14 protein-coding genes are annotated in these 26,952 nt (G+C 65.8%); 2 read left to right on the forward strand and 12 right to left on the reverse strand.

Going from position 1 to position 26,952, the window contains the following annotated elements; genetic code table 11:
• Positions 1-1,181 (forward strand): HNH endonuclease signature motif containing protein (locus FM113_RS12195; RefSeq protein WP_254908996.1); only part of this gene is annotated, 1,181 nt, incomplete at its 5' end.
• Positions 1,182-1,393: 212 nt separating this feature from the next.
• On the opposite strand, the gene FM113_RS18195 is transcribed toward FM113_RS12195, so the two are convergent.
• Positions 1,394-1,564 carry a hypothetical protein gene (locus FM113_RS18195; RefSeq protein WP_176387205.1) on the reverse strand — a complete coding sequence of 57 codons (171 nt, stop codon included), beginning with the start codon at positions 1,562-1,564 and terminating at the stop codon, positions 1,394-1,396.
• 182 nt (positions 1,565-1,746) lie between these two features.
• Here FM113_RS18195 and tagD point away from each other — a divergent pair, with 182 nt between their 5' ends.
• Entirely contained in the window at positions 1,747-2,145 is a 399-nt protein-coding gene (gene tagD, locus FM113_RS12200; protein WP_087015087.1) for a glycerol-3-phosphate cytidylyltransferase, read from the forward strand.
• 71 nt (positions 2,146-2,216) lie between these two features.
• On the opposite strand, the gene FM113_RS12205 is transcribed toward tagD, so the two are convergent.
• From FM113_RS12205 to FM113_RS12255, 11 genes are all read right to left on the reverse strand, one after another.
• Entirely contained in the window at positions 2,217-2,969 is a 753-nt protein-coding gene (locus tag FM113_RS12205) for an amino acid ABC transporter ATP-binding protein (protein ID WP_176387219.1), read from the reverse strand.
• A gap of 35 nt (positions 2,970-3,004) precedes the next feature.
• A complete protein-coding gene (locus tag FM113_RS12210) occupies positions 3,005-4,006 on the reverse strand; it encodes an amino acid ABC transporter permease (RefSeq protein WP_087015092.1) in 1,002 nt (333 codons plus the stop codon).
• A 48-nt stretch (positions 4,007-4,054) separates the two neighbouring features.
• The gene (locus tag FM113_RS12215) at positions 4,055-4,939 is read right to left on the reverse strand and encodes an ABC transporter substrate-binding protein (protein WP_087015095.1); all 885 of its coding nucleotides are present in this window, start codon (positions 4,937-4,939) and stop codon (positions 4,055-4,057) included.
• Between the two features lie 180 nt (positions 4,940-5,119).
• Entirely contained in the window at positions 5,120-5,851 is a 732-nt protein-coding gene (locus FM113_RS12220) for a response regulator transcription factor (protein ID WP_087015096.1), read from the reverse strand.
• Complete coding sequence (locus FM113_RS12225) at positions 5,848-8,349, reverse strand: DUF4118 domain-containing protein (RefSeq protein WP_087015097.1); 2,502 nt, start codon at positions 8,347-8,349, stop codon at positions 5,848-5,850. The genes FM113_RS12220 and FM113_RS12225 overlap by 4 nt, the downstream gene beginning before the upstream one ends.
• Positions 8,346-8,966 carry a potassium-transporting ATPase subunit KdpC gene (gene kdpC / locus FM113_RS12230; protein ID WP_087015098.1) on the reverse strand — a complete coding sequence of 207 codons (621 nt, stop codon included), beginning with the start codon at positions 8,964-8,966 and terminating at the stop codon, positions 8,346-8,348. The genes FM113_RS12225 and kdpC overlap by 4 nt, the downstream gene beginning before the upstream one ends.
• Positions 8,967-9,012: 46 nt before the next feature.
• Positions 9,013-11,193, reverse strand: coding sequence for a potassium-transporting ATPase subunit KdpB (gene kdpB, locus FM113_RS12235; protein WP_087015099.1), 2,181 nt, complete (start codon positions 11,191-11,193; stop codon positions 9,013-9,015).
• A 3-nt stretch (positions 11,194-11,196) separates the two neighbouring features.
• Positions 11,197-12,870, reverse strand: coding sequence for a potassium-transporting ATPase subunit KdpA (gene kdpA / locus FM113_RS12240; RefSeq protein WP_087015100.1), 1,674 nt, complete (start codon positions 12,868-12,870; stop codon positions 11,197-11,199).
• Entirely contained in the window at positions 12,870-12,959 is a 90-nt protein-coding gene (locus FM113_RS17950) for a potassium-transporting ATPase subunit F (protein WP_140393359.1), read from the reverse strand. The genes kdpA and FM113_RS17950 overlap by 1 nt, the downstream gene beginning before the upstream one ends.
• A gap of 314 nt (positions 12,960-13,273) precedes the next feature.
• A complete protein-coding gene (locus tag FM113_RS12250) occupies positions 13,274-20,761 on the reverse strand; it encodes a DUF5979 domain-containing protein (protein ID WP_087015102.1) in 7,488 nt (2,495 codons plus the stop codon).
• Positions 20,762-20,985: 224 nt separating this feature from the next.
• On the reverse strand, positions 20,986-26,952 hold the full coding sequence (locus FM113_RS12255) for an SdrD B-like domain-containing protein (RefSeq protein ID WP_176387206.1): 5,967 nt from the start codon (positions 26,950-26,952) through the stop codon (positions 20,986-20,988).

Consider the following 26,952-nt stretch of genomic DNA (forward strand, 5'->3'; position numbering starts at 1 on the left):
TTGTCGCGTTCCTCCCCGCGATCGAGGCACACGCGATCTATGACCGGGTGACACGCATCGCGCGGGCCACCATCCAGGAAGAAGCCGCCACCCGCACCGCGAACGCCGCGGGCACCGCGGGCACCGCGGGCAAAGTAGGCACCGGGGGCAAACTAGGCACCGGGCCCGGGACCGGCACCGGGACCGAGACCGAGACCGAGCCTGCCCGCCCGCATCGATCTCGTGACGCGGTCCGCGCGGACGTGCTCCGCGATCTCCTCCTCACCGGCACCACCAACGATGTTCCCGCCGCAGGCCCTAACATCCACGCGAAGGTGCAGGTCATCGTGCCGCTGAGTATGCTCCGCCCCGACACGGATGCCAGGACCACGGCCACAGGCACAGGCACGGCCACAGGCACAGGCACAGCAGCCGCCATGACCCCCGGCACCGGCGCAAACACCACAGGAATGCCACCCCCGACAGACCAGACAGACCAGACAGACCAGACAGAGCGAGCGGGCCCGGCGGAACCCGAAAACTCTGCCAATCCGCCACCCCATGTTGGCAGGCTCGACCCGACAAACCCCTTCGCGGACCTCGGCCGCCGCCCCACCACCCGCCACACCGGGCAGCAAGAGCCCGCCACGCCCATCGGACGCACCGAGCGCACCACCCCCACCGAGCGCACCACACCGCGCCCCGGCCCGGTCGCGGAACTCATCGGCCACGGCCCCATCCCCGGCACCGAAGCCGCCCGCATCGCCCACACCACACCCGTCTGGGAAGGCATCACCACAAGCCCGGACGGAGACGTGCTCTCCGTAGACCGCTATATCCCTACCCCGGAAATGCAGCGCCGCATCACCGCCCGCGACCTCCACTGCAGAGCCCCCGCCTGCAGAGCCCCAGCGCACCGCTGCGACATCGACCACACAATCGCCGCCAGCGACGGCGGACCCACCACGACCACGAACCTCGCACTCCTGTGCCGGGCACACCACACTCTGAAGCACCACAGTGACTGGGCACTCACCCAACTCCCCGGCGGGGTGCTGCGCTGGACAAGCCCCACCGGACGCATCCACATCGACCGACCACCCAGCCGAGTCAGATTCAGCACCGACCCAGCACCACCCCGGCCCCGAAGCGAACGCCCGACACCACCGGTTGAAGACCTCAACGCACCACAACCGTTCTGAGCGGGAAAGACCGAAAGAGCAACGCCGCCGGCCAAAACTTCGGCCCTCAAATCCTCAGCCCCCATCGCCCAGCCCCCGCAGTCTGGGCGGGCGCGCGCGTCACGCGCCGGGACTGGCAGCCTCAGGAAGCACGCACCCTGAAACGCTCAGAGCCACAACGCGTGCGCCGCCTGCCCCGACACCGCGGGCGCGCAGGCTCTACGTCGCCGGTTTCACTCAGCTTCAGCGTCCTCGTGTGCGTGGTCCGGATGGCCTGACTCGGTGTGCGTCGCGGGTCCGAGGTGGGATGCCCCGCCCTCGTCGACCCATTCGTGGCCGTCCTCGGTATTGTGTGCGGGATCGGACTCGTGGTCGCGCACATTTCCCCGTGGTTCGTGATGCATGGCAGCCTCCCCTCCTGGCCACACCGGCACCGGTGCAACCCGTGTGGGCCCACACTACGCCTCCCGCTCGCGCCGCAACACCCCTCCCGCTGTGCATTGCGGCAACTGTGCATTGCGGCAACTGTGCATTGCGGCAACTGTGCATTCCGGCAGCATCCATTGCGAACGCTTAGGATGGAAGGATGAAGCGGATCCTGACCTACGGCACGTTTGATCTCCTCCACTGGGGTCACATCCGGTTGCTCCGACGGGCGCGGGCGCTCGGCGACTACCTGGTTGTCGCCGCGTCCTCCGAGGAATTCAACGCGGGCAAGGGCAAGCAGACGTACCACGACTTTGAGACCCGCAAGAACATGCTCGAAGCCGTCCGCTACGTGGATCTCGTGATTCCAGAGCACACCTGGGATCAGAAGATCAGCGACGTGCAGAAATACGAAATCGACGCCGTGGTGATGGGCGGCGACTGGGAGGGCGACCCTCGGTTCGAGGTGCTACGCGACTACTGCGAGGTCATCTACCTCGATCGCACCGAGGGAGTGTCGACGACGAAGATCAAGAAGGATCTCGGCGTCAACGCCTAATCACCTGACAGACGACAAACGGCCCCGATCCACCCAGTGGATCGGGGCCGTTCGTGCACTCCAGCTTGGCGCTAGAGCACCTTCGAGAGGAACGCCTTCGTGCGTTCCCGCTGCGGGTTGTCGAGCACCTCGGCTGGATCGCCGGCCTCGACGACGACACCGCCGTCCATGAACACCAACTTGTCGGCGACCTTCCGCGCAAAGCCCATCTCGTGCGTGACGACGATCATCGTCATCCCGCTCTCCGCGAGCCCCTGCATCACGTCGAGAACTTCCCCCACGAGTTCCGGATCGAGCGCCGAGGTCGGCTCATCAAACAGCATGAGCTTCGGGTCCATGGCGAGCGCCCGCGCGATCGCGACCCGCTGCTGCTGGCCGCCCGACAGGTGCGCCGGGTAGTAGTCGTGCCTGTCGGCAAGACCCACCCGCGCGAGCAGTTCCATCGCACGCGACTTGAGCGCCGCCTTGCCACCCTTACGCAGCAGCGTGGGGGCGAGCATGACGTTCTCAAGCGCGGTCATGTGCGGGAACAGGTTGAAGCGCTGGAACACCATGCCGATGTCCCGGCGCTGCTTCGCGGCCTCACGCGGATGCATCTCGTAGAGCTTCTCACCCTGCTCGCGGTAGCCCACGATCTCGCCGTCCACGAACAGGCGACCAGCGTTCACAGTCTCCAGGTGGTTGATGCAGCGCAGGAACGTTGACTTCCCCGACCCGGAGGGGCCAACGAGGCAGAGCACCTCGCCCCGCTGCACCTCGAGCGAGATCGACTTCAGCACGAGGTTCGAGCCGAAGGACTTCGAAACGCCCTCGGCGCGCACCATCGGTGTCGCTGTGGCCGTGGCGGTTGCGTTCGCGGTCATGCTGCTCCCCCAGGTCGCTGTGCCCCTGCGGCACCATCGGTGCCCGGATCTTCGACGCCCACCACGCCAATCACGCCGGTGGGAATACTCGGTTTCATGACGTCGGGGCGAGCTCCCACGCCCTTCGCGAAGTGGCGCTCCAGGAAGTACTGTCCCACCATCAGGACGGACGTCACCACCAGGTACCAGATCGATGCCACGATGAGCATCGGCACCGGGTTGTAGGTCACCGCGGCGATGTCCTTCTGCTTCATGAACAGCTCAAGCGTGAACGGCACCGCGTTCACCAGCGAGGTTGTCTTCAGCATCGAGATCACCTCGTTGCCCGTGGGCGGAATGATCACGCGCATCGCCTGCGGCAGCACGACGCGGGTCATTGTGTGCCACCACCCCAGGCCCAGCGCCTCCGCGGCCTCGTCCTGCCCCTTGTCCACGGACAGAAGCCCGGCGCGCACGATCTCCGCCATATAGGCGGCCTCGTTCAGCGCGAGGCCGATGATCGCGAGCGTGAACGCCGTCATGATCGTCTTCGTCTCGAAGGCGAAGATCGGGTCCATGAACGGCAGACCGATGGTGAGCTGCGGGTAGATTACCGCGAACAGGCCCCAGAATGTCAGCTGCACGTAGACCGGGGTGCCTCGGAAGATCCAGAGGTAGACCCAGGCAACAGCTTTCACAACGGGGTTGGGCGAGAGTCGCATCACCGCGAGCGCAACGCCGAGCACGATGGCAATCACCATCGAGTAGACGGTGAGCTGCAGCGTGTAGCCGACTGCCGCGACGATGCGGGTGTCGAACAGGTACTTGCCGACCTCGGGCCAGTTGAAGGCCTCGCGGTTTGCGGCGTCGAAGATAAACAGCGCCGCGAGGGCCAGCAGCACGACCGCGAGGACAATGCGTCCCGGGTGCCTCAGCTTGATGGCCTCGATCGGCTCGGACTCGTAGAACGGCTGGGGCTTCGGGTTCGCGCCCGAAGCCCCGCTCGTGTGTTCAGTCATGGGGAGTGACGTTTCCCTCGGTACTCGGTGGCTTCAGTACTCGGTGTCTTAGGAGCCGGCGTTGATCGTGGCTTCTTCGATTGCCCCGTCCTCGACCCCGGCCTTCGTCAGGATCTCAAGGTAGGTGCCATCGTCCATCAGCGACTGCAGTGCGGCCTGCACAGCCTTCGTGAGGTCCGAGTCCTTCGGCAGTGCGTAGCCGTAGGGTGCCACGTCGAACGTCTCACCGGCGGCCTCGATCTTCTCGCTCTGCGCAGCAATCGCGTCGAGGGTGACGGGTGAGTCGGCGCTGAACGCTTCAGCCTGGCCCAGGACGACGGCGTTCGTGGCCTCAGCCTGACCCTCGAACGGCATGATCTCGATCGCGGGCTTGCCAGCGTCCTCGCAGGCCTGCGACTTTGCCGGGAGCTCGTCGGTGTGCTCGAAGGTGCCCGCCTGCACGGCGACCTTCAGGCCGCACGCGTTGTTCGGGTCGACGGTCTCACCGATGGGGGCAGCCCACAGCACGCCAGCCTCGTAGAAGTTGACGAAGTCGACAGTCTTCTGACGCTCGGCATTGTCTGTGAAGGAGGAGGAGCCCATGTCCATGGCCCCGCCCTGGATGCTCGGGATGATCGTGTCGAACCCGGCTTCTTCCCACTTGGGCTCGAGGCCCAGGCGTGCGCTGACGGCGTTGGCGAGGTCGACGCCCCAACCCACGATGTCACCGGAGGAGTTCTTGTACTCGTTTGGCGGGTACGAGGCGTCGGTGCCGAGCACCAACTCGCCCTTGTCCTTGATCTCGGCGGGGAGCAGCGCCACTGCTGCCTCGTCGACGGTGATCTTCGAGGTGTCGGTGGACTCCTTCTGCGGGCCTTCCTCGTTGGTGACGCACCCCGTAAGGGTGAGGACGGTTGCTGCGGCGAGCGCGGGAAGCGCGTAACGAATCTTCATTGATTTCTCCAATGTGAAGCCGACGGGGCTCCGGGTGGTGCATGTCGCTCTGAGTGTAGTGCCCCGGGGGCAGGGTAGGCCTACAGAGTCTCTACCCCGCTCCATACAGGGGCTGTTACCGGTAACAAAGCGCGCGGAATTGCGCGCCGGATCTCCCCAAACGCGCACATAACATTCCGGTTAAGCGCGCGACGCCACGCCGTCACCGGCGGCCAACTCAAGCCGATACCCCATCCCTGGCTCGGTCAGCAGGAAGCGTGGGGCACCCGCGTCTCGCTCAAGTTTCTTGCGCAGTTGCGACATGTACAGCCGCAAATACCCCGTATCAGTGACGTGCTCCGTCCCCCAGATATGGGTCAGCAGAGTCTGCCGGGTGACGAGCCGCCCGGCGTTGCGGGCGAGCAGGTCGATCATCTGCCACTCGGTCGGGGTGAGCCGAATCTGCCGCCGCCCGCCACCCGCGGTGTCGACAACGCTGCGGGCTGCGAGGTCAACCGTGACCTCGCCGAGCCGCACCACGAGCTCTGCCGGCGCATCCTGCACGGGACCGCGCCGGGGCACTCGCCGGGTCAGGGCGCGGACCCGGGCAAGCAGCTCCTCCACGGAAAACGGCTTCGTCAGATAGTCGTCGGCCCCCGCGTCGAGCGCCTCGACCTTGTCCGCGGTCCCAGCCCGGCCCGAGACGACAAGGATTGGGGCCTCAGACCAGCCCCGCACCGCGTGAATCACCTCAACGCCGTTGAGGTTCGGCATCCCCAGATCGAGGATGAGGAGGTCTGGGTGGTGCGCGATCGCGGCCGTAATCGCTTCGGAGCCGTCGACGGCCGTGATGATCTCGTAGCCCTGCGAGGTCAACGTGATGCGCAAGGCCCGCAGCAGCTGCGGGTCGTCGTCTGCAAGTAGGAGCTTCACGATCCGGTCACCTCCGTGGGGCCGGGTGCCACGCGCAACGAGACCACCATTGTCAGGCCCCCTCCCGGCGTATCCTCGGGTTCCAGTGTGCCACCCATCGCCTCGACGAACCCTTTCGAGAGCGCCAGCCCGAGGCCCAGACCGGTGCTGTTGTCCGTATCGCCCAGCCGCTGGAAGGGCTGGAACACCTCCCCGCGACGATCCGGCGCGATCCCCGGACCGTGATCCACAACCCGCACTTCCACGCGCCCCGCGAAGGTGCTGCTCGCAATCAGCACCGCCGTGCCCGCTGGGGCGAAGCGGCGTGCGTTCGCGAGCAGGTTCACAAGGACACGCTGCAACAGGACCGGATCGGCGAGTGCTTGCCGGTCCTCGTGGGCGAGCGCGAGCGCGACTTCGGCCGGACCGAGCCCCAGCTCATCGAGCGCCGGGCCAACAACGTCGGCGGGATCGAGCGCGACCGGGGCGATCGTCAGCGCATCCGCTTGAAGCCGGGTCACGTCGAGCAGATCGGTCACGAGCGCCGTCAGTGCGCCGAGGCTCTCCTCCGCGGTCTCGAGGAGCGCCCCCCGATCCTCCGCCGACAGGCGGGGGCCCGCGGTGCGCAGTCCCCCAACCGCCGCGGTCGCCGCCGCCAGTGGCCGCCGGAGGTCGTGGCTGAGGGCAGAGAGCAGCGCCCCCCGCACACGATCCGACGCGGCGATCGGCTCGATCTCACTGGCGGTGTCCGCGAGGTGCTGGTGTTCGAGTGCCACGTCGAGCTGGGCGATCAGCACCGCGAGAAGGCGCTGTGCCGCGGCGGGCAGATCTGTGCCGTAGAGTGCCAGCTCCGCGTGCGTACCGACCGGGTGCCTGGCTGCGGCCGCCCCACTGCACTCCCCTGAAACCGCCACCTCCGTGCCGTTTTCGGTGAGCCTGGCCCCGCGCAGCCCGAACGCCTCGCGGACCCGGTCGACGAGCGCCTGCACCGCGTTGTCGCCGCGCAGCACACTTCCTGCCGCGGTCTGGATCAGTTCCGATTCCGCGGCCGCGCGGCGGGCGGCGCGGGCCGTGCGCGCGGCCCGATCCACAACGTAGCTCACGAGCGCCGCGATTGTCATATAGAGCAGCAGGGCGACAACGTGCAGTGGGTCCGTGATCGTGACGGTAAACAACGGGGCAATGAACAAGAAGTCGAGCGTGATTCCCGAGAGCACGGCCGCAAACAGGGCGGGCCACAACCCGCCGACGAGCGCGACCACGACAACGAGCAGCTGATAGCTGAGCACGTCACCCGTGATCGACTCCGGACTGCGCAGGGCGTAGAGCAGCCAGGTGAGCAACGGACCACCCACGAGCGCGATCGCGAGCCCCGCAAGGCGACGCCGGATCGTGAGCCCGCCGCCCAGGCGCGGCAGCGCCCGCGTCCCCCCGGCAGCCGCGGCGTGCGGCACAATGTGCACGTCAATATCCCCGGACTCCCGGATCACGCTCGCACCGATCCCCGGCCCCGTGACCGCGGCGGCGAGGCGACCCCGGCGACTCGCACCGAGCACGAGCTGAGTCGCGTTGTGCGAGCGGGCGAACTCCACGAGCGAGGCCGGTACGTCGCTCCCCAACACCTGGTGGTAGCTGCCGCCCAGTTGCTCGGTGAGGGCGCGCTGCTGGGCGAGCGCGGCCGGGTTGTCGCTGCGCAACCCATCCGGGCTCGTCACGTGCACCGCAACAAGTGCTCCCCCGGCGGCGCGCGCCGCGATCCGGGCCCCGCGCCGCAGCAGCGTTTCGCCTTCGAGCCCCCCGGTAAGCGCGACAACCACGCGCTCCCGCGCCTCCCAGGTGCGGTCGATGCCGTGCTCGCTGCGGTAGCTCGTCAGCGCCTGATCGACCTCGTCCGCGAGCCACAACAGCGCGAGCTCGCGGAGCGCGGTGAGGTTACCGAGGCGGAAATAGTTCGAGAGCGCGGCGTCAATGCGCTCGGCCGGATAGACCACCCCGCCCGCCAGCCGATCGCGCAGCGCCTGCGGGGCAAGATCAATTACCTCGATCTGGTCAGCCTCACGCAGGAAACGATCCGGCACAGTTTCGCGCTGCGGCACCCCCGTGATCTGCTCCACCACGTCGTTCACCGAGGCGATGTGCTGGATATTCAGGGTCGAGAGCACGTCGATTCCGGCGTCGAGGAGCTCGGCCACGTCTTGCCACCGCTTTTCGTTGCGGGACCCGGCCGCGTTGGTGTGCGCCAGCTCGTCGACGAGCGCGAGCTCCGGGTGCCTGGCGAGCACGGCATCGAGGTCCATCTCGTCAAGCGTGACGCCCCGGTGCACGAGGCTGTGGCGCGGGATCTCGGGCAACCCCCGGGCGACCTCCGCGGTCGCTGCCCGCCCGTGGGTCTCCACAATCGCGATCACCACGTCGCCGCCCGCATCCCGCAGCCGGTGCCCCTCCTCGAGCATCGCGTAGGTCTTGCCCACGCCGGGGGCGGCACCGAGCAGCACCCGCAGTCGCCCCCGTGTTGTCATGCCGTGGCCTCCCGTTCGTCAAGATCTAGATTAAGCCGGAGCACATTGATTCGTTCGGAACCGAGGAAGCCGAGGTCGGGCGCCTCGAGGTGCGCAGCGATGATATCGCGCAGTTCCGCCTCCGGGATCCCGCGCTCCGCCGCGATCCGCGGCACCTGCAGCGCCGCATACTCCGGGCTGATGTGCGGATCCAAGCCCGAAGCTGACGCCGTCACCGCGTCGGCCGGGATTGCGTGCTCGGGAACCCCGTCGCGTTCGGCGATCGCTGCGCGCCGCTCGGTCACCGCGGCCACGAGTTCCGGGTGCTCCGGCCCCCAGTTTGTGCCGGAGGATGCGGCGGCGTCGTATCCGTCCCCCGCTGCAGATGGGCGCGGCTGGAAGTATTGCGGCAGCGGCGCACCGGCAGCATCGGTGAACGACTGACCGATCAGGGCCGATCCAACGACGACACCGTCCGGACCGGTGAGCGTGGAGCCGTTCGCCTGCGCCGGGAGGAGGAACTGGCCGAGCCCCGTAATCACGGCGGTATACCCCACCCCCAGCAGCAGCGTGCAGGCGAGCAGTGCGCGAACCGCGACCCCGAGGGTTTTCCCCGCGGTGCGTGAGCGTGCGTTCATGGTGTTCTCTCTTTTCCGTGTGGTGAGGTGCGGGATACGGCGAGCGCTAGAACCCGGGAATGAGGCGGACCAGCATGTCGATGAGCCAGATCCCGATGAACGGGGTCACGATCCCACCCAGCCCGTAGATGGCGAGGTTGCGGCCCAGGAGCTTCGCCGCGGTCGCGGGACGGTACTTGACGCCGCGGAGCGCAAGCGGGACCAGGAACACGATCACGATTGCGTTGAAGATCACGGCCGAGAGGACCGCGGAGGCCGGCGAGTGCAGCCCCATGATGTTCAGGGCGCCCAGCCCCGGGAACACCCCCATGAACAGCGCGGGGATGATCGCGAAGTACTTCGCGATGTCGTTGGCGATCGAGAACGTGGTGAGCGCTCCCCGGGTGATCAGTAGCTGCTTGCCGATCGCCACGATGTCGATGAGTTTTGTCGGGTCGGAGTCGAGGTCGACCATATTGCCGGCTTCCTTCGCGGCGGAGGTACCCGTGTTCATCGCGACTCCCACGTCAGCCTGCGCAAGCGCCGGGGCGTCGTTTGTGCCGTCGCCCGTCATTGCGACGAGTCGCCCACCGTCCTGCTCACGCCGGATGTAGGCGAGCTTGTCCTCGGGGGTGGCCTCCGCCAGGAAATCGTCCACTCCCGCCTCCTTCGCGATGGCCGCAGCGGTAAGCGGGTTGTCGCCGGTCACCATCACGGTCCGAATTCCCATCGCCCGCAGCTCCCGGAAACGCTCGGTGAGCCCCTCCTTCACCACGTCTTTGAGGTGGATCACGCCGAGCAGCCGGGCCGAGCCGTCCGGTCGCTTCTCCGCCACCACGAGCGGCGTCCCGCCGGACTGCGAGATCCGCTCGACGGCGGCGCGCATTTCAGCCGCTTCTCCGGCAGGGATCGGCTCGCTGTCTTCCTCGAGCCACGCGATCACGGCGGATCCGGCACCCTTGCGCAGCTGCGAACCGTCCGGGCAGTCCAGGCCGGACATGCGAGTCTGCGCGGTGAACGGCACCACAACGGCGTCGGGATCCGCCTCAACCTGCACACCCTGCAGCTGTGCCAGATCCACGATCGAGGTGCCCTCGGGCGTGGGATCCGCGAGCGAGGAGCGGGCCGCGGCCGCCACGAATTCCTGTTCGGTGACACCCCCGATGCGCACAAACTCGCTCGCCCGCCGGTTGCCGTAGGTGATCGTGCCGGTCTTATCGAGCAACAGCGTCGTGACGTCACCCGCGGCCTCCACGGCGCGGCCGGACATCGCCAGCACGTTGCGCTGAACCAACCTGTCCATGCCCGCGATCCCGATGGCCGAGAGCAACGCGCCGATCGTGGTCGGGATCAAGCACACAAGCAGGGCCACGAGCACGGTAATGCTGAGCGGTGCGGCCGCGAAGGACGCGATCGGGCCGAGCGTCAATGTGACGGTGACGAACACGATCGACAGTGCCGCGAGCAGGATATTGAGTGCGATCTCGTTCGGTGTGCGCTGTCGCGCGGCACCCTCCACGAGGGCGATCATGCGGTCGACAAAGGTCTCCCCCGGTTTCGCCGTGATCTGCACCACGATACGATCCGACAGCACCCGCGTGCCGCCCGTCACGGCGGAGCGGTCACCTCCGGATTCGCGCACCACGGGCGCGGATTCACCGGTGATCGCCGACTCGTCCACAGAGGCGATACCCCACACGATGTCCCCGTCACCCGGGATCGGCTCCCCGGCGACAACGACGACCACGTCACCAAGCCGCAGCTCCGCCGAGGACACCTCGCCGGTCTCGGCTCGCTCCGCCGCGGGATCCCCCACCGCGTCGTAGTCGAGCACCCGACGGGCCGTGGTGCTTGTACGCGTTTGCCGCAGCGAGTTTGCCTGCGCCTTCCCGCGCCCCTCCGCGATGGATTCCGCGAGGTTCGCGAACAGCACCGTGAGCCACAACCACACCGCAATGATTGCCGTGAATGACCACGGGATCGGAGATCCCCCGGAGACCTGGGGCCCAGCGAGGAACGGCTCCACCACGGCGAGCACGGTCGTGAGCATCGCGCCGACCCAGACGATCAGCATGACCGGGTTGCGCCACTGCGCGCGCGGGTGCAGCTTGCGCAGCGCGTCGGGAAGCGCGGCGCGCACCTGCGCCCAGGTGAGCGTTTTCGGTGGCTTCGCTGCGGCGCGAACGGCTGCCGCCTGGTCCGCGGCCTCCCGCCGGGCCTGCTCCGGAGTGTGTGTGAGCGTTGACATGAGTTACCTCAGCCCTTCCGCCAGGGGACCCAGCGTCAAGATCGGGAAGAATACGAGTGCGGTGACGAGCACGGCAGTGCCGGCCATGAGGCCCACGAAGAGCGGCCGGTGCGTCTGCAGCGTGCCAGCCGTGGCGGGAACGGTGTCCTGCGCGGCGAGCGAGCCGGCGAGCGCCAGCACGAGCGCGATGGGGATGAAGCGACCGAGCAGCATTGCGACGCCGATCGCGGCCGTGAACCACGGGGTGCTCGCGGTGAGACCGGCGAAGGCGGAGCCGTTGTTGTTTGCCCCCGAGGCAAACGCGTAGATCACCTCGGAGAGCCCGTGCACGCCGGGGTTCGCAATCGACTCGCCTACCACGCTCTCGCGCACGCCCGGGAGCGCGAAGCTCAGGGCGACGCCCACGAGCACAAGCACCGGCATCACCAGGATGTACAGGCTCGCGAGTTTCATCTCCCGCGGACCGATCTTCTTCCCGAGGTACTCGGGAGTGCGCCCCACGAGCAGCCCGGCGATGAACACCGCGATGATCGCGACGATCAGCATGCCGTATAGGCCGGATCCGACACCGCCCGGGGCGATCTCGCCGAGCATCATGTTCAGCATCGGCATCATGCCACCGAGCGCGGTGAAGGAGTCGTGCATGGCGTTGACGGCCCCCGTGGAGGTGAGCGTCGAGGCGGAACCGAAGACCGTCGATCCGACGATCCCGAAGCGCAGCTCCTTCCCCTCCATCGCCCCGCCCGCGAGGTGCGGGCCGGCGCCGTTTCCGGCGAGTTCGAACGCGGTCAGCGCCGTCACCGAGATCAGGGCGAGCGTCGCCATCACGGCGAGGATCGCGAGGCCCTGACGGCGGTCCCCCACAATCCGACCGAGCGTGCGCGGCAGCGCGAACGGGATCAGCAGGATGAGCAGGATCTGCACCAGGTTGGTCCAACCCGCAGGGTTCTCGAAGGGGTGCGCCGAGTTCGCGTTGAAGAACCCGCCGCCATTCGTTCCGAGCAGCTTGATTGCCTCCTGCGAGGCAACCGGGCCGCCCGGGAGTTGTTGGGTGCCGCCCGCGAGTGTGGACACGTCGGTGAAGCCAGCCAAATTCTGGATCACGCCCCCCGCGAGCAGCACAAGGGCGCCGAGCACCGAGATCGGCAGTAGGATACGCACCGAGCCGCGAATCAGGTCGACCCAAAAGTTGCCAATGGTGCCGGATCGGCGGGACGCGAAGCCGCGCACAAGCGCGATCGCGACCGCGATGCCGGTGGCCGCCGACACGAAGTTCTGCACCGCAAGCCCCGCGAACTGCACGGTGTAGCCCACGGTCACCTCCGGTGAGTACGCCTGCCAGTTCGTGTTGGCAACAAACGAAATCGCGGTATTGAACGCGATCCCCTCGGGAACTGGCGGTAGCCCGAGCGAGTACGGGAGCCACTGCTGGGTGCGCTGCAGGAGATAGAGGAAGAGGACACCCACGAGAGAGAACATGAGCACCGCGCGCAGATATGCCTGCCACGACTGCTCACGCTTCGGGTCCACCCCGATCACACGGTAGAGCCCACGCTCCACCGCCCAGTCGCGGCCGCTTGTGTACACCCACGCCATATAGTCGCCCAGGGGACGGTACGTGATCGCGAGGATCAGGATCAGGGTCCCGACCGTGGCGAAAAATCCGAGCCAGACCATCAGAACTTCTCGGGCTTCACGAGGGCGAATACAAGATAGGCGATGGCCCCGAGGCCCAGCAGCACGGCGAGAGCTTCAAGAATGATCACAGCTTCTCCACCGCCTTCCCCACGAGCGCCACGATGGCGAAGAGGGCGAGGGCGCCGAGGATATACACGACGTCGAGCACAAGAAGCTCCGATCGAAGAACCGCCGCGGACCAGGCCCGCGGAGCGCCCGATCCGGGCGCTGAAGCCAGTGCATCACCCCTGAGGAGACCCCGGGAGGCCCCCTCACGGGATCCATACGGGCGCGGGCCGTGGGTACCCGGATCCTTACGGTTTGCTCACACCCAGCACTCCGAAAACGCCTGTGGGCGGTGCCCCCGTTGGGAGGCACCGCCCACAGGCGTCACAGACTTGGACTACTCCGAGTCGTCCTTGCGGCGTCGAGCGCGCAGTGCGAGGAGCCCAGCTCCCAGAACCAGGAGCACGCCGCCACCGATCAGCCACGGCGTCATCGCGCCGCCACCGGTCGTGACGAGGCCAGGCGTCTTGCCGGGCTTCGGCGGATCCACCGGGGGATCAACCGGTGGTACCGGGGTGGCCGGGAACTCATTCACCACGGTGAGCTGCGCAGCGGCCCCTGCGGCGACGGTCACGGTGCCCACAGCGGGGTCTCCGAGGTTCGGCGTGATGCTCACCTTGGCGGCACCCCCGGTCTCGGTTTCCCGCAGCTCACAGGCAGCGCCCACGGGCAGCTCTTCGTAGCTCGCGGTCAGCCCGCCGGCCTTCGACAGCTCGCGCTCGGCCCCGTCCGGAACGTCGATCTCGACGGTCTTGCCATCGCGATCGATGGTGCAGGCCAGCGCCACCGTGAACACCTTGTCGGTGACTTCCGCAGCACCCGGGCCGGTGACCTTCTTCTCGACCTCGATCGCGCCGATGTCGAAGGTGTTGATCACGCGGAGCGCGAGGTCGTCGCCGGCACCGATCACGACCGGCTCGGTGACCGGATCGCCCGCAGCGTTCACGATCTCCGAGGAGGTCGCACCGCCGGTCACGGTCTCCGTGAGCTCACACGCCGCGCCGATGGGCAGCCCGGCGTACTCGGCCTGGTACTCGGTCTCCGCGGTGAGCGGGCGGGTCGCCCCCTCAGGCACGGTCACCGGCTTGCCGGCGATCTCACACGCGAGTGAAACCTCGAAGGGTCCGGCACCCCAGCGCTCAGCACCCGCACCCGTGATCTCCTTCGTCACGTGCAGCTTGCCCGCGTCGAAGGTGTTCACCGCGGTGAAGACGACCGGGAACTCGGTCGGCCCGACCTCGACAGGACCCTCGGAGGTGTCCGGGGTGATCGAGGTACTGGTCGCCCCTCCCGTTCCTGTCTCCTCGACCGTGCAGGCACCGCCATACGGCAGGTTCTCGATCAGCTTCGAGCCATTGCCGGCAGCAATCTCAGCCTTCGTGAACTCCACGGTGCCGTCCCAGACGGTGTTGCCCTCGTACGTGCAGAGCACCGAGAAGGTGAACGTGGTGTCGCCGGCGATCGCCGCCGCACCCTCACCCGTGATCTGCTTCTCGATCGAAATCGCGCCGAGCGGGAAGACGTTGGTCAGCACGAGCTCGATGTCGGGCTGCTCCTTCGTGATCTCGAACGTCCACGTTCCGTCCTCGTTCGGCTCGACAAACTGGTTGCCGATCGTGAGGTTGGCGCGGGCACCCTTGGGGTCAAGCTCCGTCAGCGTGCACTTGGCACCGACGGGGAGCTGATCCACGAGCCACTTCGTGCCGTCCGCGGTGAGCTCAGTCTCCGCGGGATCGAGCGCGATCTCGGCACCCAGGAAGGTGCACGATGCCGCGACCGGGAACGAACCATAGTCGATGGGGTCACCATCCTGGTTGCTCGCGCCCGTCACGTCCTTATCGACGGTGAACGATCCCAGCTCGTAGGTGTTCGTGAGCTTGGCGACGGGCACCGGATCGGTGTCTCGGCCGATCGTGACCGGGTCACCAACGGTCGAGGAGGTCTCGCCGTTGACACCTGGGACATCCTCGACGATGCACTCGGCACCCCACGGGAACTGCTCCGGGAGCGTCACGGTTTCGCCGTTCTTGACGGTCACCGTGACCGGGTCGAGCGTGACCTTGCCACCGATCGAGCCCTCACGTTCGGGGACCGTGCAGACGACCTGCACGTCGAAGGTCTCCGGCGCAAACTCTGCGCCGGGGCCGGTTACCGTCTTCTGCACGGCAATCGGGCCCGTCGCGAGCGCGACGCCGACGCGCAGCCCCTCGGTGGGGAGGACGCTTGCCTTCGTCGTCCCGTCCGACGCGATCGTCCGTGCACCCACCGCGATCGAGTTCCAGGCGACAGTGTCCGCGGTCATCTTCGGGGCCTGCGCCGGGGTGCGGGTCTCAAAGGTGTAGGCGAGACGCTCACCCGGCTGCAGCGGATTCGCCGAGAAGTCAAACTCCGTCTTTACGTGACGGATGTTCAACGCAGCGAGTTCCGCCTCCGTGGCGCCTGCCGGGATCGGTGTCCAGTAGTCCACGCACTGATCCTCGGTGGGCTTGAGGTCGGCGATACACGCCGCGTTCTCAGAGCTGGAGTAGTACTGGGTGGGGGCTGCGTCCGTGCGGTAGCCGTCGGCCATCACGATCGCGGTGTTGCCGACCCACGTGGGCTGCCACTCCGACTTACGCGGCATCAACACGAGCGAGCCCTGGTCACCCGGCCTCGGAAGGGAGTCGATTGTTACGACCTTGTCCATCACGAGCGTGCCCGTGTTTTGAAGTTCCTCGCGCCAAGTCTCGACGCCGAGCGGCTTCGTGATCGGCACGCAGTTGTTGAAGGAGTAGCCCGTGTCGACGTCACCAAACTGCGGTACGCACGCCTTGCCCGCGTTCGGGTTCGGCACGTCTGCAATACCAAGTTCGTTGTCGTGCGCCCGCACGTACTTCTTGCCGCGCAGCGCACCCGCCTCGGTCGGATAGACCTCGGTGTTCGCGCCACAGGTGTTGACCTGCTGAGACGAATCGAAGTTGCAGCCGTCGAAGGGCTGATCGGCCTCGATGGTGAACTCGTTCAGGAGCGAGTTCTCCGATCCTGCAAGCACTCCAGGGCGGAACATCATGTTCACCGTGATCGTGTAGACCTCTTGCGGGTACAGCACCGACCCGTCGGGGAAGGTGAAGCGCAGGTGTGCGGGCTCGCCACCTGGGGCGACAGGATCGAAGTTGGCGTCGAGGTACTCGACGTCCACACCGGCAGGGTTGACGGGCATCGCCGAGGACGCCGGCGCGATTCGGTTCTCGAGCGTGAACTTGAATCGCTCCGAGACCTCTGCGTCGGGATCGAAGATCAACTGCGGCTTTCCGTCCGCCATCGGCAGCACGTCCACGATGATGGGATCCGCGATCCCGAGCTCTTCGTTCTCACGCATGTCATCGGAGCGCGGGGCGGTGTTTGTGGTCTTGAGCTTGAACGGAATCACCTCGCCGGGCTTCTGCGCGCCCAGCGGGGTCTTTTCAACCGCAACCTCAATCCCCTCCGCGAGGTACGTCACGTTGTCCGTAGCCTCGTCGGAGGCTACGAGCGGCAGTGGCACCGGCGATCCGGCAATCGGCAGCTTCACATGGCTCTCCGCATCCGCATCCACTGTGTTCGTGAACAGGCCGCCGGGAGCGGTCGGCGCCTCACCCGGGGCGCTGATCGCTGAGTTGGAGTCGGGGACGGGCTCGCTGGGATCCGACACGAGATAGGCACGCCGCTTCACATCGAGGGCAATATCCGCCTTCGGGTTCGCAGGGTTCTCGAACGCGCGCGGGTTCCCGGCATCGTCAAGGTTCTGGTAGGTCAGGCGAATACCGCGCACCTTGTCGTAGTCAGCAGGTGCGATGTTTGCGAGCAGGGCGGCGGCGGCACCGGTGATCTTGCCGTCAACAACCGCGACCGGTGCTGCGCTGCCGGGAACCCAACCGTCACCGTTCGGTGTGCTCGAGTCTGGGGTGAAATCGAGCTTGTTGCCGGGGAGGCCGGAAGTGAAATCACCGAAGAGCACCTCCGCATGCACACTGTTGACCGGAGTCGGCACAGCGAGCGTGTCGTCGGTGAACCCGACAAAGCGATACGCGTTCCAGAAGCTCTTCGCGGAGGGCTCGCCGGGCGTCCGGTTCTCCCCGGAATCCGTTACGACGAGCTTGTCCGCGCGCGCAGTTCCCGTGGGTCGCGCGGTGAGGTCCATGCGGATCGCCGCCCACTCCTCGGACGTGTGCTTCGGGTCGCCGGGCAGCCACTCCACGCGCTGCTGGTCTGGCGTGAATGCTTTAGTAGTCTGGACGTCGAGCTCGAAGGTGTCGAGCGCGATCTGTGCTTCATCGTCGGCTTCTGCGTGCGAGCCTGTCGGGGCCCCGGAGATGTCACAGAGATCGCAGGCGAGTGCCTCTGCCTCGTTCTTGATCGGGGAGTCCACTCGGGTCACCGGCTCACCGCTTTCACGGTGCGTCTTGCGCAGCTGCAGGTCCATGACCAGCGTCGCCTTCGCGTTGCTCTCGATCGAGTTCGTATTGCCGTCGGCGTCCGCCCGGCCCTCGTTGTGGAGCTGGATCTTCACGGTGTCCGCAAGGATCGCTTGCCCGGCAGGCGTATCCGCGAGCGCCACCGCAGCGCCGGGCGCGTGCCGGGTCTCGGTGCCGTCGGAGGCGGTGAGGATCACCACGGTCTTGTTCCAGTCCGCGCCCGCAACGTTGTTCGGGGCGAACACGATGCGCTGGATGTTGAACACGTCGAAGGGGCTCGCGCCGCCCGCACCGGGGTCGATGATGTCGAGCTGTTCCAGGCGGGTGACCGACGTGTTGGTAGCCACGAGCGTCACGCGGCTCGTCGGATACTGCGACTGGTCCGCGTCCGTCGGCGGCACGCCGAGCACACCGCCCGTCCAACCCTTCTGGAGCTTGACCCCCACGGGTCGATCGATGATCGAGATGATGTCGCCGTCATCGTCGTGCCCCATCACCTTCCCGTCGCTATCGACGGAGGTGCCGCTCGCGATGTTATTCACATCGCCCTTAGTGAGGGTGTTGTAGTCGGCGGTGCCGAGCACCGGCTCGCCCGCCGGGACGCGCTTGGAGTCGCGCAGCTCCCACTCAAGGTCGAGGGCGCGCACGCCCTCCGAGCTGGGGCTCGCGCTATTTGTCTTCGCGACGCCGGATCCGACGGCCGGAGCGAGCGGATCGGTCGATCCGGCGCGGGCCGCGGAGTCCTCCGCGTAGAGGAGCCGGACACCCGTCGTGCTGAGCTGTTCGGCCTCCGTCAGGGCGAGCTCGGGAACGGCGCCGCGGTAGGGCAGGTTCCCGACGGCGGCAGCGATCGTCGACCAGGTACCGGTAGCGGCGTTCCACAGCTGCACGTCGGTGACCTGGTCCCACTGCAGGGACGGATCGAGCTCGGGCGTGATCGCCTTGATCTTGAACAGGTTGAAGGCGTTGTAGACGGTGCTCTGTACGGGGTCCGACGGGCCCGCAGCCGGATCGAAGCTCTCGCCCGGCGCGAGGCGCGTGTCGGCGATCGCCATCTGATCCACTCCGGTGCGTCCACCCGTCGACCAGTACAGCCGGGAGGTCGCGTGCGCGCCGCTGCGGGACGGCACGACGCCGTCCTCAGGAGTGATCCAAACCTTCTCGAGCAGGTCGTGCACCCCGATGATCGGGTTGTTGATCTGGAGTTCCTGGCAGCTCTCAGCGGAGACGCCCGGTTCAACGCCCGGTGCGCCGGTGGCACCAGAGGCGGCACAGTTCTCAACGATCTGGTGCTCGCCGCCCGGAGCCTCGACAGGGGGAAGGCCCTCCTTCAGCTCTGAAGTGAAGTTCGGCTGCACAGTGTTGCCCGGTTCAAAACCGGGGTTCTCGTTGGCGAAGTCAAACTGCAGTCCGCCCATGCGATCGCGCAGCTCTTCCGGGATCACCATCGTGAAGCTCGTCGCACCCACCACGTTCTCAGCGCCCGGCAGGTCCTTCCAGACCCCGTCAATCGTGTCGTAGTAGCGCACGGTGAGGGTCGCGCCCGCGGGCACGTCCGTCTTCGTGATCTGCTTGGGGCGGAACGAGTCCCAGAACGACGACGCCTTCGGCGCGCTGTTCGGGTCGTTCGGATCGCTGAGCGCGGGGTCCGTCACCACAATGTGCTGGGCGTTCGCGTTCGAGGCGGGCTTCGGCTTCAGCTGGGTGGGGAGCTGTACCGTGGCGGTCTCGCCCTTGTAGCCCCACATTTCGCCAGGATTGACCTTCTTTGTCGTTTCCAGCTCGAGGTGCTGCTCGGCGAACCCGAGATCGTCTTCGGCCGGTGCCGTCGCCTCGCCGTTCGGGTTCTTCCCGGTGACGAGAATCTCGTTGTTCAGGGTGGCGCCTGGGAGCGCCTCCGCCGTCGCCTCAGCCTCGAACTCGATCTTGCTGGATCCGCCCGGCTCAATCGCTCCGGGAGCATCCGAGGTGAAGGTGACCTCGAAGAAGTTCAGGGTTCCGAAATCGGCCGGCAGGGTGGGGAACGGCTGCCCGTCGAAGAGCTGCGTCACGATCTCGACGAGATCGCCGTTCGTGTCCAGGTAGTTCAGCGTGACCGTGCCGCCGGTGGCGGTGGTCGGGTACTGCACCGTCCCCGTGAAGCCGGTGAATTCAAGCATCTGGACGCCGTCGACCTCGCCGAACTTGCCGGTCGCGGGCTCGCGAATCGTGAGTGTCTCGAGGTTGGTCAGGCTCGTGTTCGTGCCGGTAAGGGTGACGCCGGTGGTCTCCCCGGCGATCAGCTCGCTCTCCGCGAAGTCCTTCGTTGCGCCGACGGTGAGCGGATCGGTGATGATCGTGTAGTCGGCCTCGTTTTCAGCTTCGGCCTGTTGATCGTCGAGGTTCACCTCGCTTGTCACGGTGTTCTCAACGGTCGTGGTGTTGGGAAGATCTGCCACGTCAGGGCCCTGCTCGAGGTCGAGCTCGAAGCCGCCGCCCGCCGAAGAGGGGATCTTGCCACCATCGGCTGCGGTGAAGGTGACGCGAATACCCTTCGCTCCCGCGGGGGGTGCGTTTGGCATGTCATCGGCTGAGAGGACTCGGGACACCCACGCGCCGTCCACGTAGTACTCAACCGTGGCGGTTGGCGCCGCGCCCTCAGGGAACGTCAGAGCCTCGAGAGCGGTCATGTCCAGGTGATCAAACGGATTCGGGCTAGCGTCCGGATCCTTCGGGTCGGTCAGCACCAGGGAGTCCACACCCGCGTTTGAGGTGTTCGTGCCCTTCACGGTGAGCGTCGTCGGCGTGCCTGGCACGGCCTGCCCACGATTGGGGCTGTACGCCTTCTCGACCTCGGTGCTGAGCTTGAGCTCAATCTCCGGGGTGACCGTCACCACGTCCGACACCTCGGCTGCGTTTTCCGCGTCGGCGACGGCGGTGTTCACAATCGGCACGCCGTTGGCTTCGTAGGGGAGGTTGTCGCGGAGCTTCACCTGGATCGTGATGACCGCGTCCGCGTTCTCCAGCAGGCCGACGGTACCGTCGCCGAGGGGGTCGATGAACTCGACCGTGACCTGGTTGCCGTCTACGACGGGCGGCTTCGCGGTCGCGTTCGCGACGGAGACGCTGCCCGGAATAATCTCGAACTCCGCGGGGATCAGGTCGGAGAGCGTCGCCCCCCGGCATCCGAGATCTGTGATCGTGGAGCAGCCGAGCTCAATGTGGTACTCCATCGTCTCACCAGGCTTCAGCGACGTCGCCGAGGCTGACTTAGTGATCTCGAGCACCGCCGTGTCTTCAGCCGCTTGCGCGATCTGCGGCGTGGTGATTGCCATGCCGAGCGCGAGGGCCGCGCCAAGGGCCCAGGCAACTCCACGCCGACCGGACTTCTGTGTGTGTCGTAAGCGTCGCACGCCTATCCCCATTTCCAACCCCCCGGCGGAGTTCCCCGAGTTCGTCCTCGGGAAACAATTTGCTTTCACACTAACCGATGAGGGAGCCATGCGCATCTTCTGATGTCGTTCAGTGTCCCCAGGGACTTCGAGATGGGGCCAAAACGCACAGAGGGGCCCGCGCCAACTGGCGCGAGCCCCTCTCGAGCGACCGTGATTCAGGTGAGAATCACAATCTCGTCACGCTAGGCGTGCCGACCCGTCCGGCGACGAGCGAGCAGCAGTGCGCCCCCGCCCAGCACCAGCAGTGCCGCGCCACCCAGGCCATACGCCCAGGGAGCGATGCCACCGGTGACGGCCAGGCCGCCTACGGTCACGGCACCCTTGGGCTGATCCGGCGTGCCTTCGGGGCCCTTCGGACCCGGCTTCACCGGCTCCTCGGGATCCGTCGTGGGCACCTCGGGGCCGGGGCCCTTCGGCTCGGTCACGATCACGCCAGCGTCCCAGGTGGGATCGATGCCCTGCGTCGCCTTGATGGCACCGGTCAGGTGTGCGTATTCGTAGTCGAGGGTCAGATTCGCGTTGGAGTCATCGAGGATGATCCAGGTGCTGAACCCGTCCTTGCCTGCGTTCGAGTCGAGCGCGGCATCGCCGCCACCCGTCTTCGTGAACTGGTAGACCTTCGCCTGAGCCGGCGTCAGCTCGAACTGCACCCGGTACTTGCCCGCGCGAAGCTCGTCAAAGACGTACAGCCCGTTCTTGTCGGTCTTGGTCTCGGCGACAAGGTTGCCCTGTGCGTCGAAGAGGCGCACGATGACGTCCTTCAGGGTGTACTCGGTGTCACCCTGCAGGCCATCCTTGTTCGTGTCGATCCAGACCACGTCACCGACCGCGTAGGTCTTGTGCTTGAACCCGAAGTCGAGCGAGGGATCACGATCACCGTTGTTCACGAGATCGTCACGCGAGATCGCGGTCCACTCCGAAGAGTCGAGTTCGCGGTCGTCGGTGCCACCGGTCTTCGTCGGGATCAGGCCCTCGAGCGCCTTCTGCGTGCCTGCGTCCTCCTGGTCGATCGAAACCGTGTAGGTTTCGCCGTCCTTCAGCGCGGGCAGGTTCGGGAACTCATAGAAACCCTGCTCGTTTGTCACAACGGGCTCAACGGGGTTGCCGAAGACATCCGTCACGGGGTTCCCATCGGGGCCCGTCAGAACGAGCTTGACGCCCGGGATCGGGGTCTCGTCCTTGTGCGTGCCCTGCACACCATCGCCGTCCACGTCGAGCCACACGTAGTCGCCCACCGAGACCGACTTCAGCACCACGCCCGCGTCCCACGTCGGGTCGATGCCCTGCGTGGCCAGCACGTTCGTGCCCGCTGCGGTCGTGTAGTCGTGCGTGAGGAAGGTGTTCGTATCGTCGAGCACGATCTTGCCACTGCGGCCCGTGACCGGGTCCGCGTTGGAATCGGTCTCGGCCGGATCAACGGTCAGCGTGGTGAAGACGTACTTCGCCTGCTGCTCGTCGGTCAGCACGAACTCGACCTCGTAGGTGCCGGCTGCCAGCTCATCGAAGAGGTAGCGGCCGTTCGCGTCGGTCTTCGTCTCGGTGACCACGTTTCCGTCGGCGTCGAGCAGGCGGACGGTGACGCCCTCGAGGAACTCGTCCTCGCCCTGCTGTCCGTCACGGTTGGTGTCCACCCAGACGATGTCGCCGATGGCGTAGCTCTTCACCTGGAACCCGAAGTCCAGCGACGGATCACGATCACCATCGCTCACGAGATCGTCACGCGACACAGCAGTCCACGTCGAGGAATCCTTCTCAGAATCCTTCGTCCCGTTCTCCTTGGTCGGGATCAGACCCTCAAGCGCCTTCACAGTCTTCTCGTCGTCCTGCACGATCGAAACCGTGTAGGTCTCGCCCTGCTTCAGCGCCGGAAGATCGGTGAACTCGTAGAAGCCCTTCTCATCCGTCACAGTCGCCTCAACAGGGTTACCGAAGACATCCGTCACCGGGTTGCCATCGGGGCCCGTCACGACGAGCTTGACGCCCGCGATCGGCTTCTCGTCAGCATCCTGTACGCCGTCACGGTTGGCATCGAGCCACACGTAGTCGCCAACGGAGACCGACTTCGAGTGGAACCCGAAGTCCAGCGACGGGTCACGATCGCCATCGTTGACGAGATCGTCACGCGACACCGCAGTCCACTTCGAGGAATCGAGCTCGCGATCCTTCGTGCCGTTTTCCTTCGTGGGAACCAGGCCCACAAGCGCGGCCTTTGTGCCCTCGTCCTCCTGGTCGATCGAGACCGTGTAGGTCTGACCATCCTTGAGCGCCGGCAGGTTCACGAACGTGTAGAACCCGTTCTCATCGGTCACGACAGCTTCGACAGGCTTCCCGAAGACGTCAGTCACTGGCTTGCCTTCAGGGCCCGTCAGCACTAGCTTGACGCCGGCGATCGGGAGTTCCTTCTCGTCCGTGCCCTGCACGCCGTCACGGTCAACGTCGAGCCACACGTAGTCACCCACGGAAACCGACTTGGTCCGGAACCCGAAGTCAAGCGACGGATCACGATCACCATCGTTCACGAGGTCGTCACGCGACACCGCAGTCCACTCCGAAGAGTCGAGCTCGCGGTCGTCAGTGCCACCGGTCTTCGTCGGGATCAGGCCGTCGAGCGCCTTCTGCGTACCCTTGTCATCCTGGTCGATCGAGACCGTGTAGGTCTCGCCGGCCTTCAGCGCGGGCAGATTCGGGAACTCGTAGAAACCCTTGTCGTTCGTCACGGTCGGCTCGACAGGCTTGCCGAAGACATCCGTCACCGGGTTGCCATCAGGACCGGTCAGCACGAGCTTGACACCCTCGATGGGGGTCTCACCCTCGTGCGTTCCCTGCACACCGTCGCCATCAATATCGAACCAGACGTAGTCGCCCACCGACACCGACTTCGAGTGGAATCCGAAGTCCAGCGACGGGTCACGGTCACCATCGTTCACGAGATCGTCACGCGACACAGCAGTCCACGTCGACGAATCCTTCTCGCGATCGTCAGTGCCCTTCTCCTTGGTCGGGATCAGGCCCTCAAGCGCCTTCACAGTGCCCTCGTCGTCCTGCACGATCGACACCGTGTAGGTCTCGCCCGGCTGCAGAGCCGGAAGATCCGTGAACTCGTAGAAGCCCTTCTCATCCGTCACCGTCGGAACCACCGGGTTACCGTCGATGTCGGTGACAGGCTGACCGTTCGGTCCGGTCAGCGCGAGCTTGACACCCTTGATGGGGGCCTCGCCCTTGTCCTGGATGCCGTCGCGGTTCGCGTCGAGCCAGACGTAATCGCCAACCGAGACCTTCTTCACCGCGCTGCGCGGGGTGTTGAAGAACTTGGTCTCCTGCGAAGTACCGTCCTCGTTCACGATGAGCACGACAGGCTCGGTCTTCTTAACGAAGCCCTTCGGCGCCTTGATCTCGTGCACGGTGTAGGTGCCGGCCTGCTTCACGGTCGGAACTGCGTCGCCGTTCTTGCCGGCGATACGGAGCTTGCCACCGACGATATACATGTCGGAGATAACAACGTCACCCGCCGCGTCACGCAGCTCGAAGCGTGCGTCCGTATCGGTGATCGGCTCGCCCGTGGGGTCGATCTCGTTCAGCTTCGAGATATCGAGAGGCATGTCATTCGTCGGCGTGATCGTGACCTTCTCGGGTCCGATCGCGTTCTCTACGCCCTTGCCGTTCTCAAAGTCCTTGATCTTCACCTTGAAGAACAGCTCGGTGACCTTGCCGCCCGCGATCTCCTGGCCCTTTGCGACCGTGATCTTGTTGCTGGCCTGGTCAAACTGCGCCGTGAGCTTCGTCCCGGGGATCGTGTAATTCCCCTTGCCCGCGTTGCCGCCACCCTTGACCTGATCCGGTTTCACGAACCCGACAAACTCGAGATCCTCGACGAGCTGATCGGTGATGTCGAACAGCATGCTCTTGTATTCCAGGGTCGGCATGAACTGCACCCGGTAGATGAACTCGTCCTGCACGAGCGTGCCGTCCTCGTTCAGCGCAGCGCGGAGGTTCGTAGTGAACTCATCCTTCGCCGCGTTGTACACCGTCTTCTTCACGTCGATCTCGCGACCGGCGACACCTGCGGAGGAGTTCGTGTGCGAGTTGTAGACGATCTCCCGGTCAGTTCCGGCGTAGTCCGCGTTGTTCGTGACCGTGATCGCGCTCTTGCCTTCAATCGGCTTGGTCGGGATCGTAACCGTGAACTCGAAGCTCTTCGTCAGCGGCTTCTCAGCGGGGCCCCAGTTCGCGTCCTTGGGGAACACGCCGTTGGGCCGGAACTCGAGGTTTCCATCGGCGTTGAGCGACACGTCGAACGTGTCCTGATCAATCGGGAAACTCCAGTCGTACTTGCCCGTGATGCTCTTCTGAATCTCGGGAAGCGTCTTCGCGGAGACGTCGAGCAGCGAGTGATCGATGTAGTCGGTGATGACCGACTTCTGCGGGTCGCCCGTGTTCGCGCCAACTGTGAAGGTGAAGGGGATCTTCGCGATCGTCTCACCCTTGCCGAGCACGATCGGCTTGGAGTCAGCCCGCTTCTTGAACTTCTCCTTGTCGTCGATGCCGGTGCTCGGGTCCTTCGTGGTGACCACGTGGCCGTCGGTCGTAACCGTGCGGCCGTTTCCCTCGTCATACGCAAAGTGCCCGGAGTTCTTCACACCGTTGTACTGCACCGCAACGTACGGCTTGTTGTCCGGGTTCTCCGTGACCGACAGCCCCTCAACGCTCACGAGCTCGGCCTTCGCCTTGATCGTGTGCTTCTGGGTGACGTCCTTGCCGACGTTGATGCGCAGCACCTGGCCGTCGATCATGTAGGAGCCGACGTAGTCGTCCCCGGCGAAGTCCTCAGCCGAAACGCCGCTGACGAGCTTGTATGCGGGGCTCAGGAGATCTTCGCCGAGCACCCACTTCTGGTTCGCGGGCAGCGTGTCGGTGATGACCACGTTGCGCTGCAGCTCGTACTTCTTCCCGACAAACTTCTCGAACTGCTTCAGATCCGCCGTCAGCGTGTAGGTGATCGGGAGGGTCGGATCGATCTCAGGGCCCTTGCCCTTGAGGGTGATCGGGGTATCGCCCTTCAAGTCCGAGGACTTCTTGAACGCAGCTCCGTAGTCGGGTGACGGCGCCTTCGGTGTGGAAGCCCCGATCGTGTACGTCTTCGAGCCCGGCACACCCGCGATATCGGCGTTGTTGGTGAGCTTAATCTCGAACCGCTGGCCTTCCTTGTCCTTCACCAGGTCATACTTCGCCTGGAGCTGGCCGCGCAGGACCTCGAGCGCGTTAGCGTCGGTGATCTTTGCGGTGTAGAAGAGCTGGTAGATCGAGTTCTGCTCTGCCGGGAACGTGTGGGTGAAGGAGGTGCCCGTGTACTGTGCCGCGGACATGTCCACGGTGATCGGGCCCTGCTTGTTCATGCCCTGGGCATCCCAGAAGGTTTTCTGCATCTGGAACTTGCCCGGCACGAGGCTCATCCCCTCGGGCAGCGTGTCCGTGATCGTCACGTCGCGCGCGTCTTTGCTGTTGACCGAGATCGCGTAAACGATCTCCTTGTCCAGGAAATCGGGGCTGAGGACCACCTGGCCATTCGCATCGACCGTGACCGCGGGGAACTTCGGGTCGTACCCGTCCTTCCAGCCGCCGTCGGTGATCGTCGTCAGCTGATCGTCTTTGTCCTTGAAGATAACGGTCTGACTGGTCTCCTGACCGTTGACGTTCCAGACGACGTCCTGCACGGAGGATTCCTGCACAGTGTCGACCGTGAAGTTCAGGTCAAAGCCACCATTGTCAACCGAGATCGGGTCCTTGAACTTGATCGTCAGAACTCCGTCGGCGAGCGTGAAGGTCTCGATGGATTCGACACCCTGCGGGCCCTCAGCAATGGTGAAGCCCTTCGGCACCGAGATCACCGCGGTGTGACCACCGGGAATCTCGTTGCGGCTGAAGGTCACGCCAAGTACGTAGGACTCGCCCTCGACATATACCGGCTGGCCGTTGTGCGTGGCCAGGTTGTTCGGCAGCTGCAGGTGCACCGTGCCCTCTGCCGCCATGGCGGGAGCGGCGTTGAAACCGGTCACCACCAATAGCGCTGTCAGGACGCCGGCGAGCAGGGCTGACAGCCCGCTCCAGCGTCGTTTGGGCGCGGCTATTGCGCCCGGATATGCCGAAGGCAT

Source organism: Leucobacter sp. 7(1) (assembly GCF_900163635.1).
GTDB lineage: Bacteria > Actinomycetota > Actinomycetes > Actinomycetales > Microbacteriaceae > Leucobacter.

Bases quoted from the DNA above. Each gene is read 5' to 3' on its own strand.
- FM113_RS18195 (WP_176387205.1), bottom strand. From the start codon at position 1,564: ATGCATCACGAACCACGGGGAAATGTGCGCGACCACGAGTCCGATCCC.
- tagD (WP_087015087.1), top strand. From the start codon at position 1,747: ATGAAGCGGATCCTGACCTACGGCACGTTTGATCTCCTCCACTGGGGT.
- FM113_RS12205 (WP_176387219.1), bottom strand. From the start codon at position 2,969: ATGGTGCGCGCCGAGGGCGTTTCGAAGTCCTTCGGCTCGAACCTCGTG.
- FM113_RS12210 (WP_087015092.1), bottom strand. From the start codon at position 4,006: ATGACTGAACACACGAGCGGGGCTTCGGGCGCGAACCCGAAGCCCCAG.
- FM113_RS12215 (WP_087015095.1), bottom strand. From the start codon at position 4,939: ATGAAGATTCGTTACGCGCTTCCCGCGCTCGCCGCAGCAACCGTCCTC.
- FM113_RS12225 (WP_087015097.1), bottom strand. From the start codon at position 8,349: ATGACAACACGGGGGCGACTGCGGGTGCTGCTCGGTGCCGCCCCCGGC.
- kdpC (WP_087015098.1), bottom strand. From the start codon at position 8,966: ATGAACGCACGCTCACGCACCGCGGGGAAAACCCTCGGGGTCGCGGTT.
- kdpB (WP_087015099.1), bottom strand. From the start codon at position 11,193: ATGTCAACGCTCACACACACTCCGGAGCAGGCCCGGCGGGAGGCCGCG.
- kdpA (WP_087015100.1), bottom strand. From the start codon at position 12,870: ATGGTCTGGCTCGGATTTTTCGCCACGGTCGGGACCCTGATCCTGATC.
- FM113_RS12255 (WP_176387206.1), bottom strand. From the start codon at position 26,952: ATGCCTTCGGCATATCCGGGCGCAATAGCCGCGCCCAAACGACGCTGG.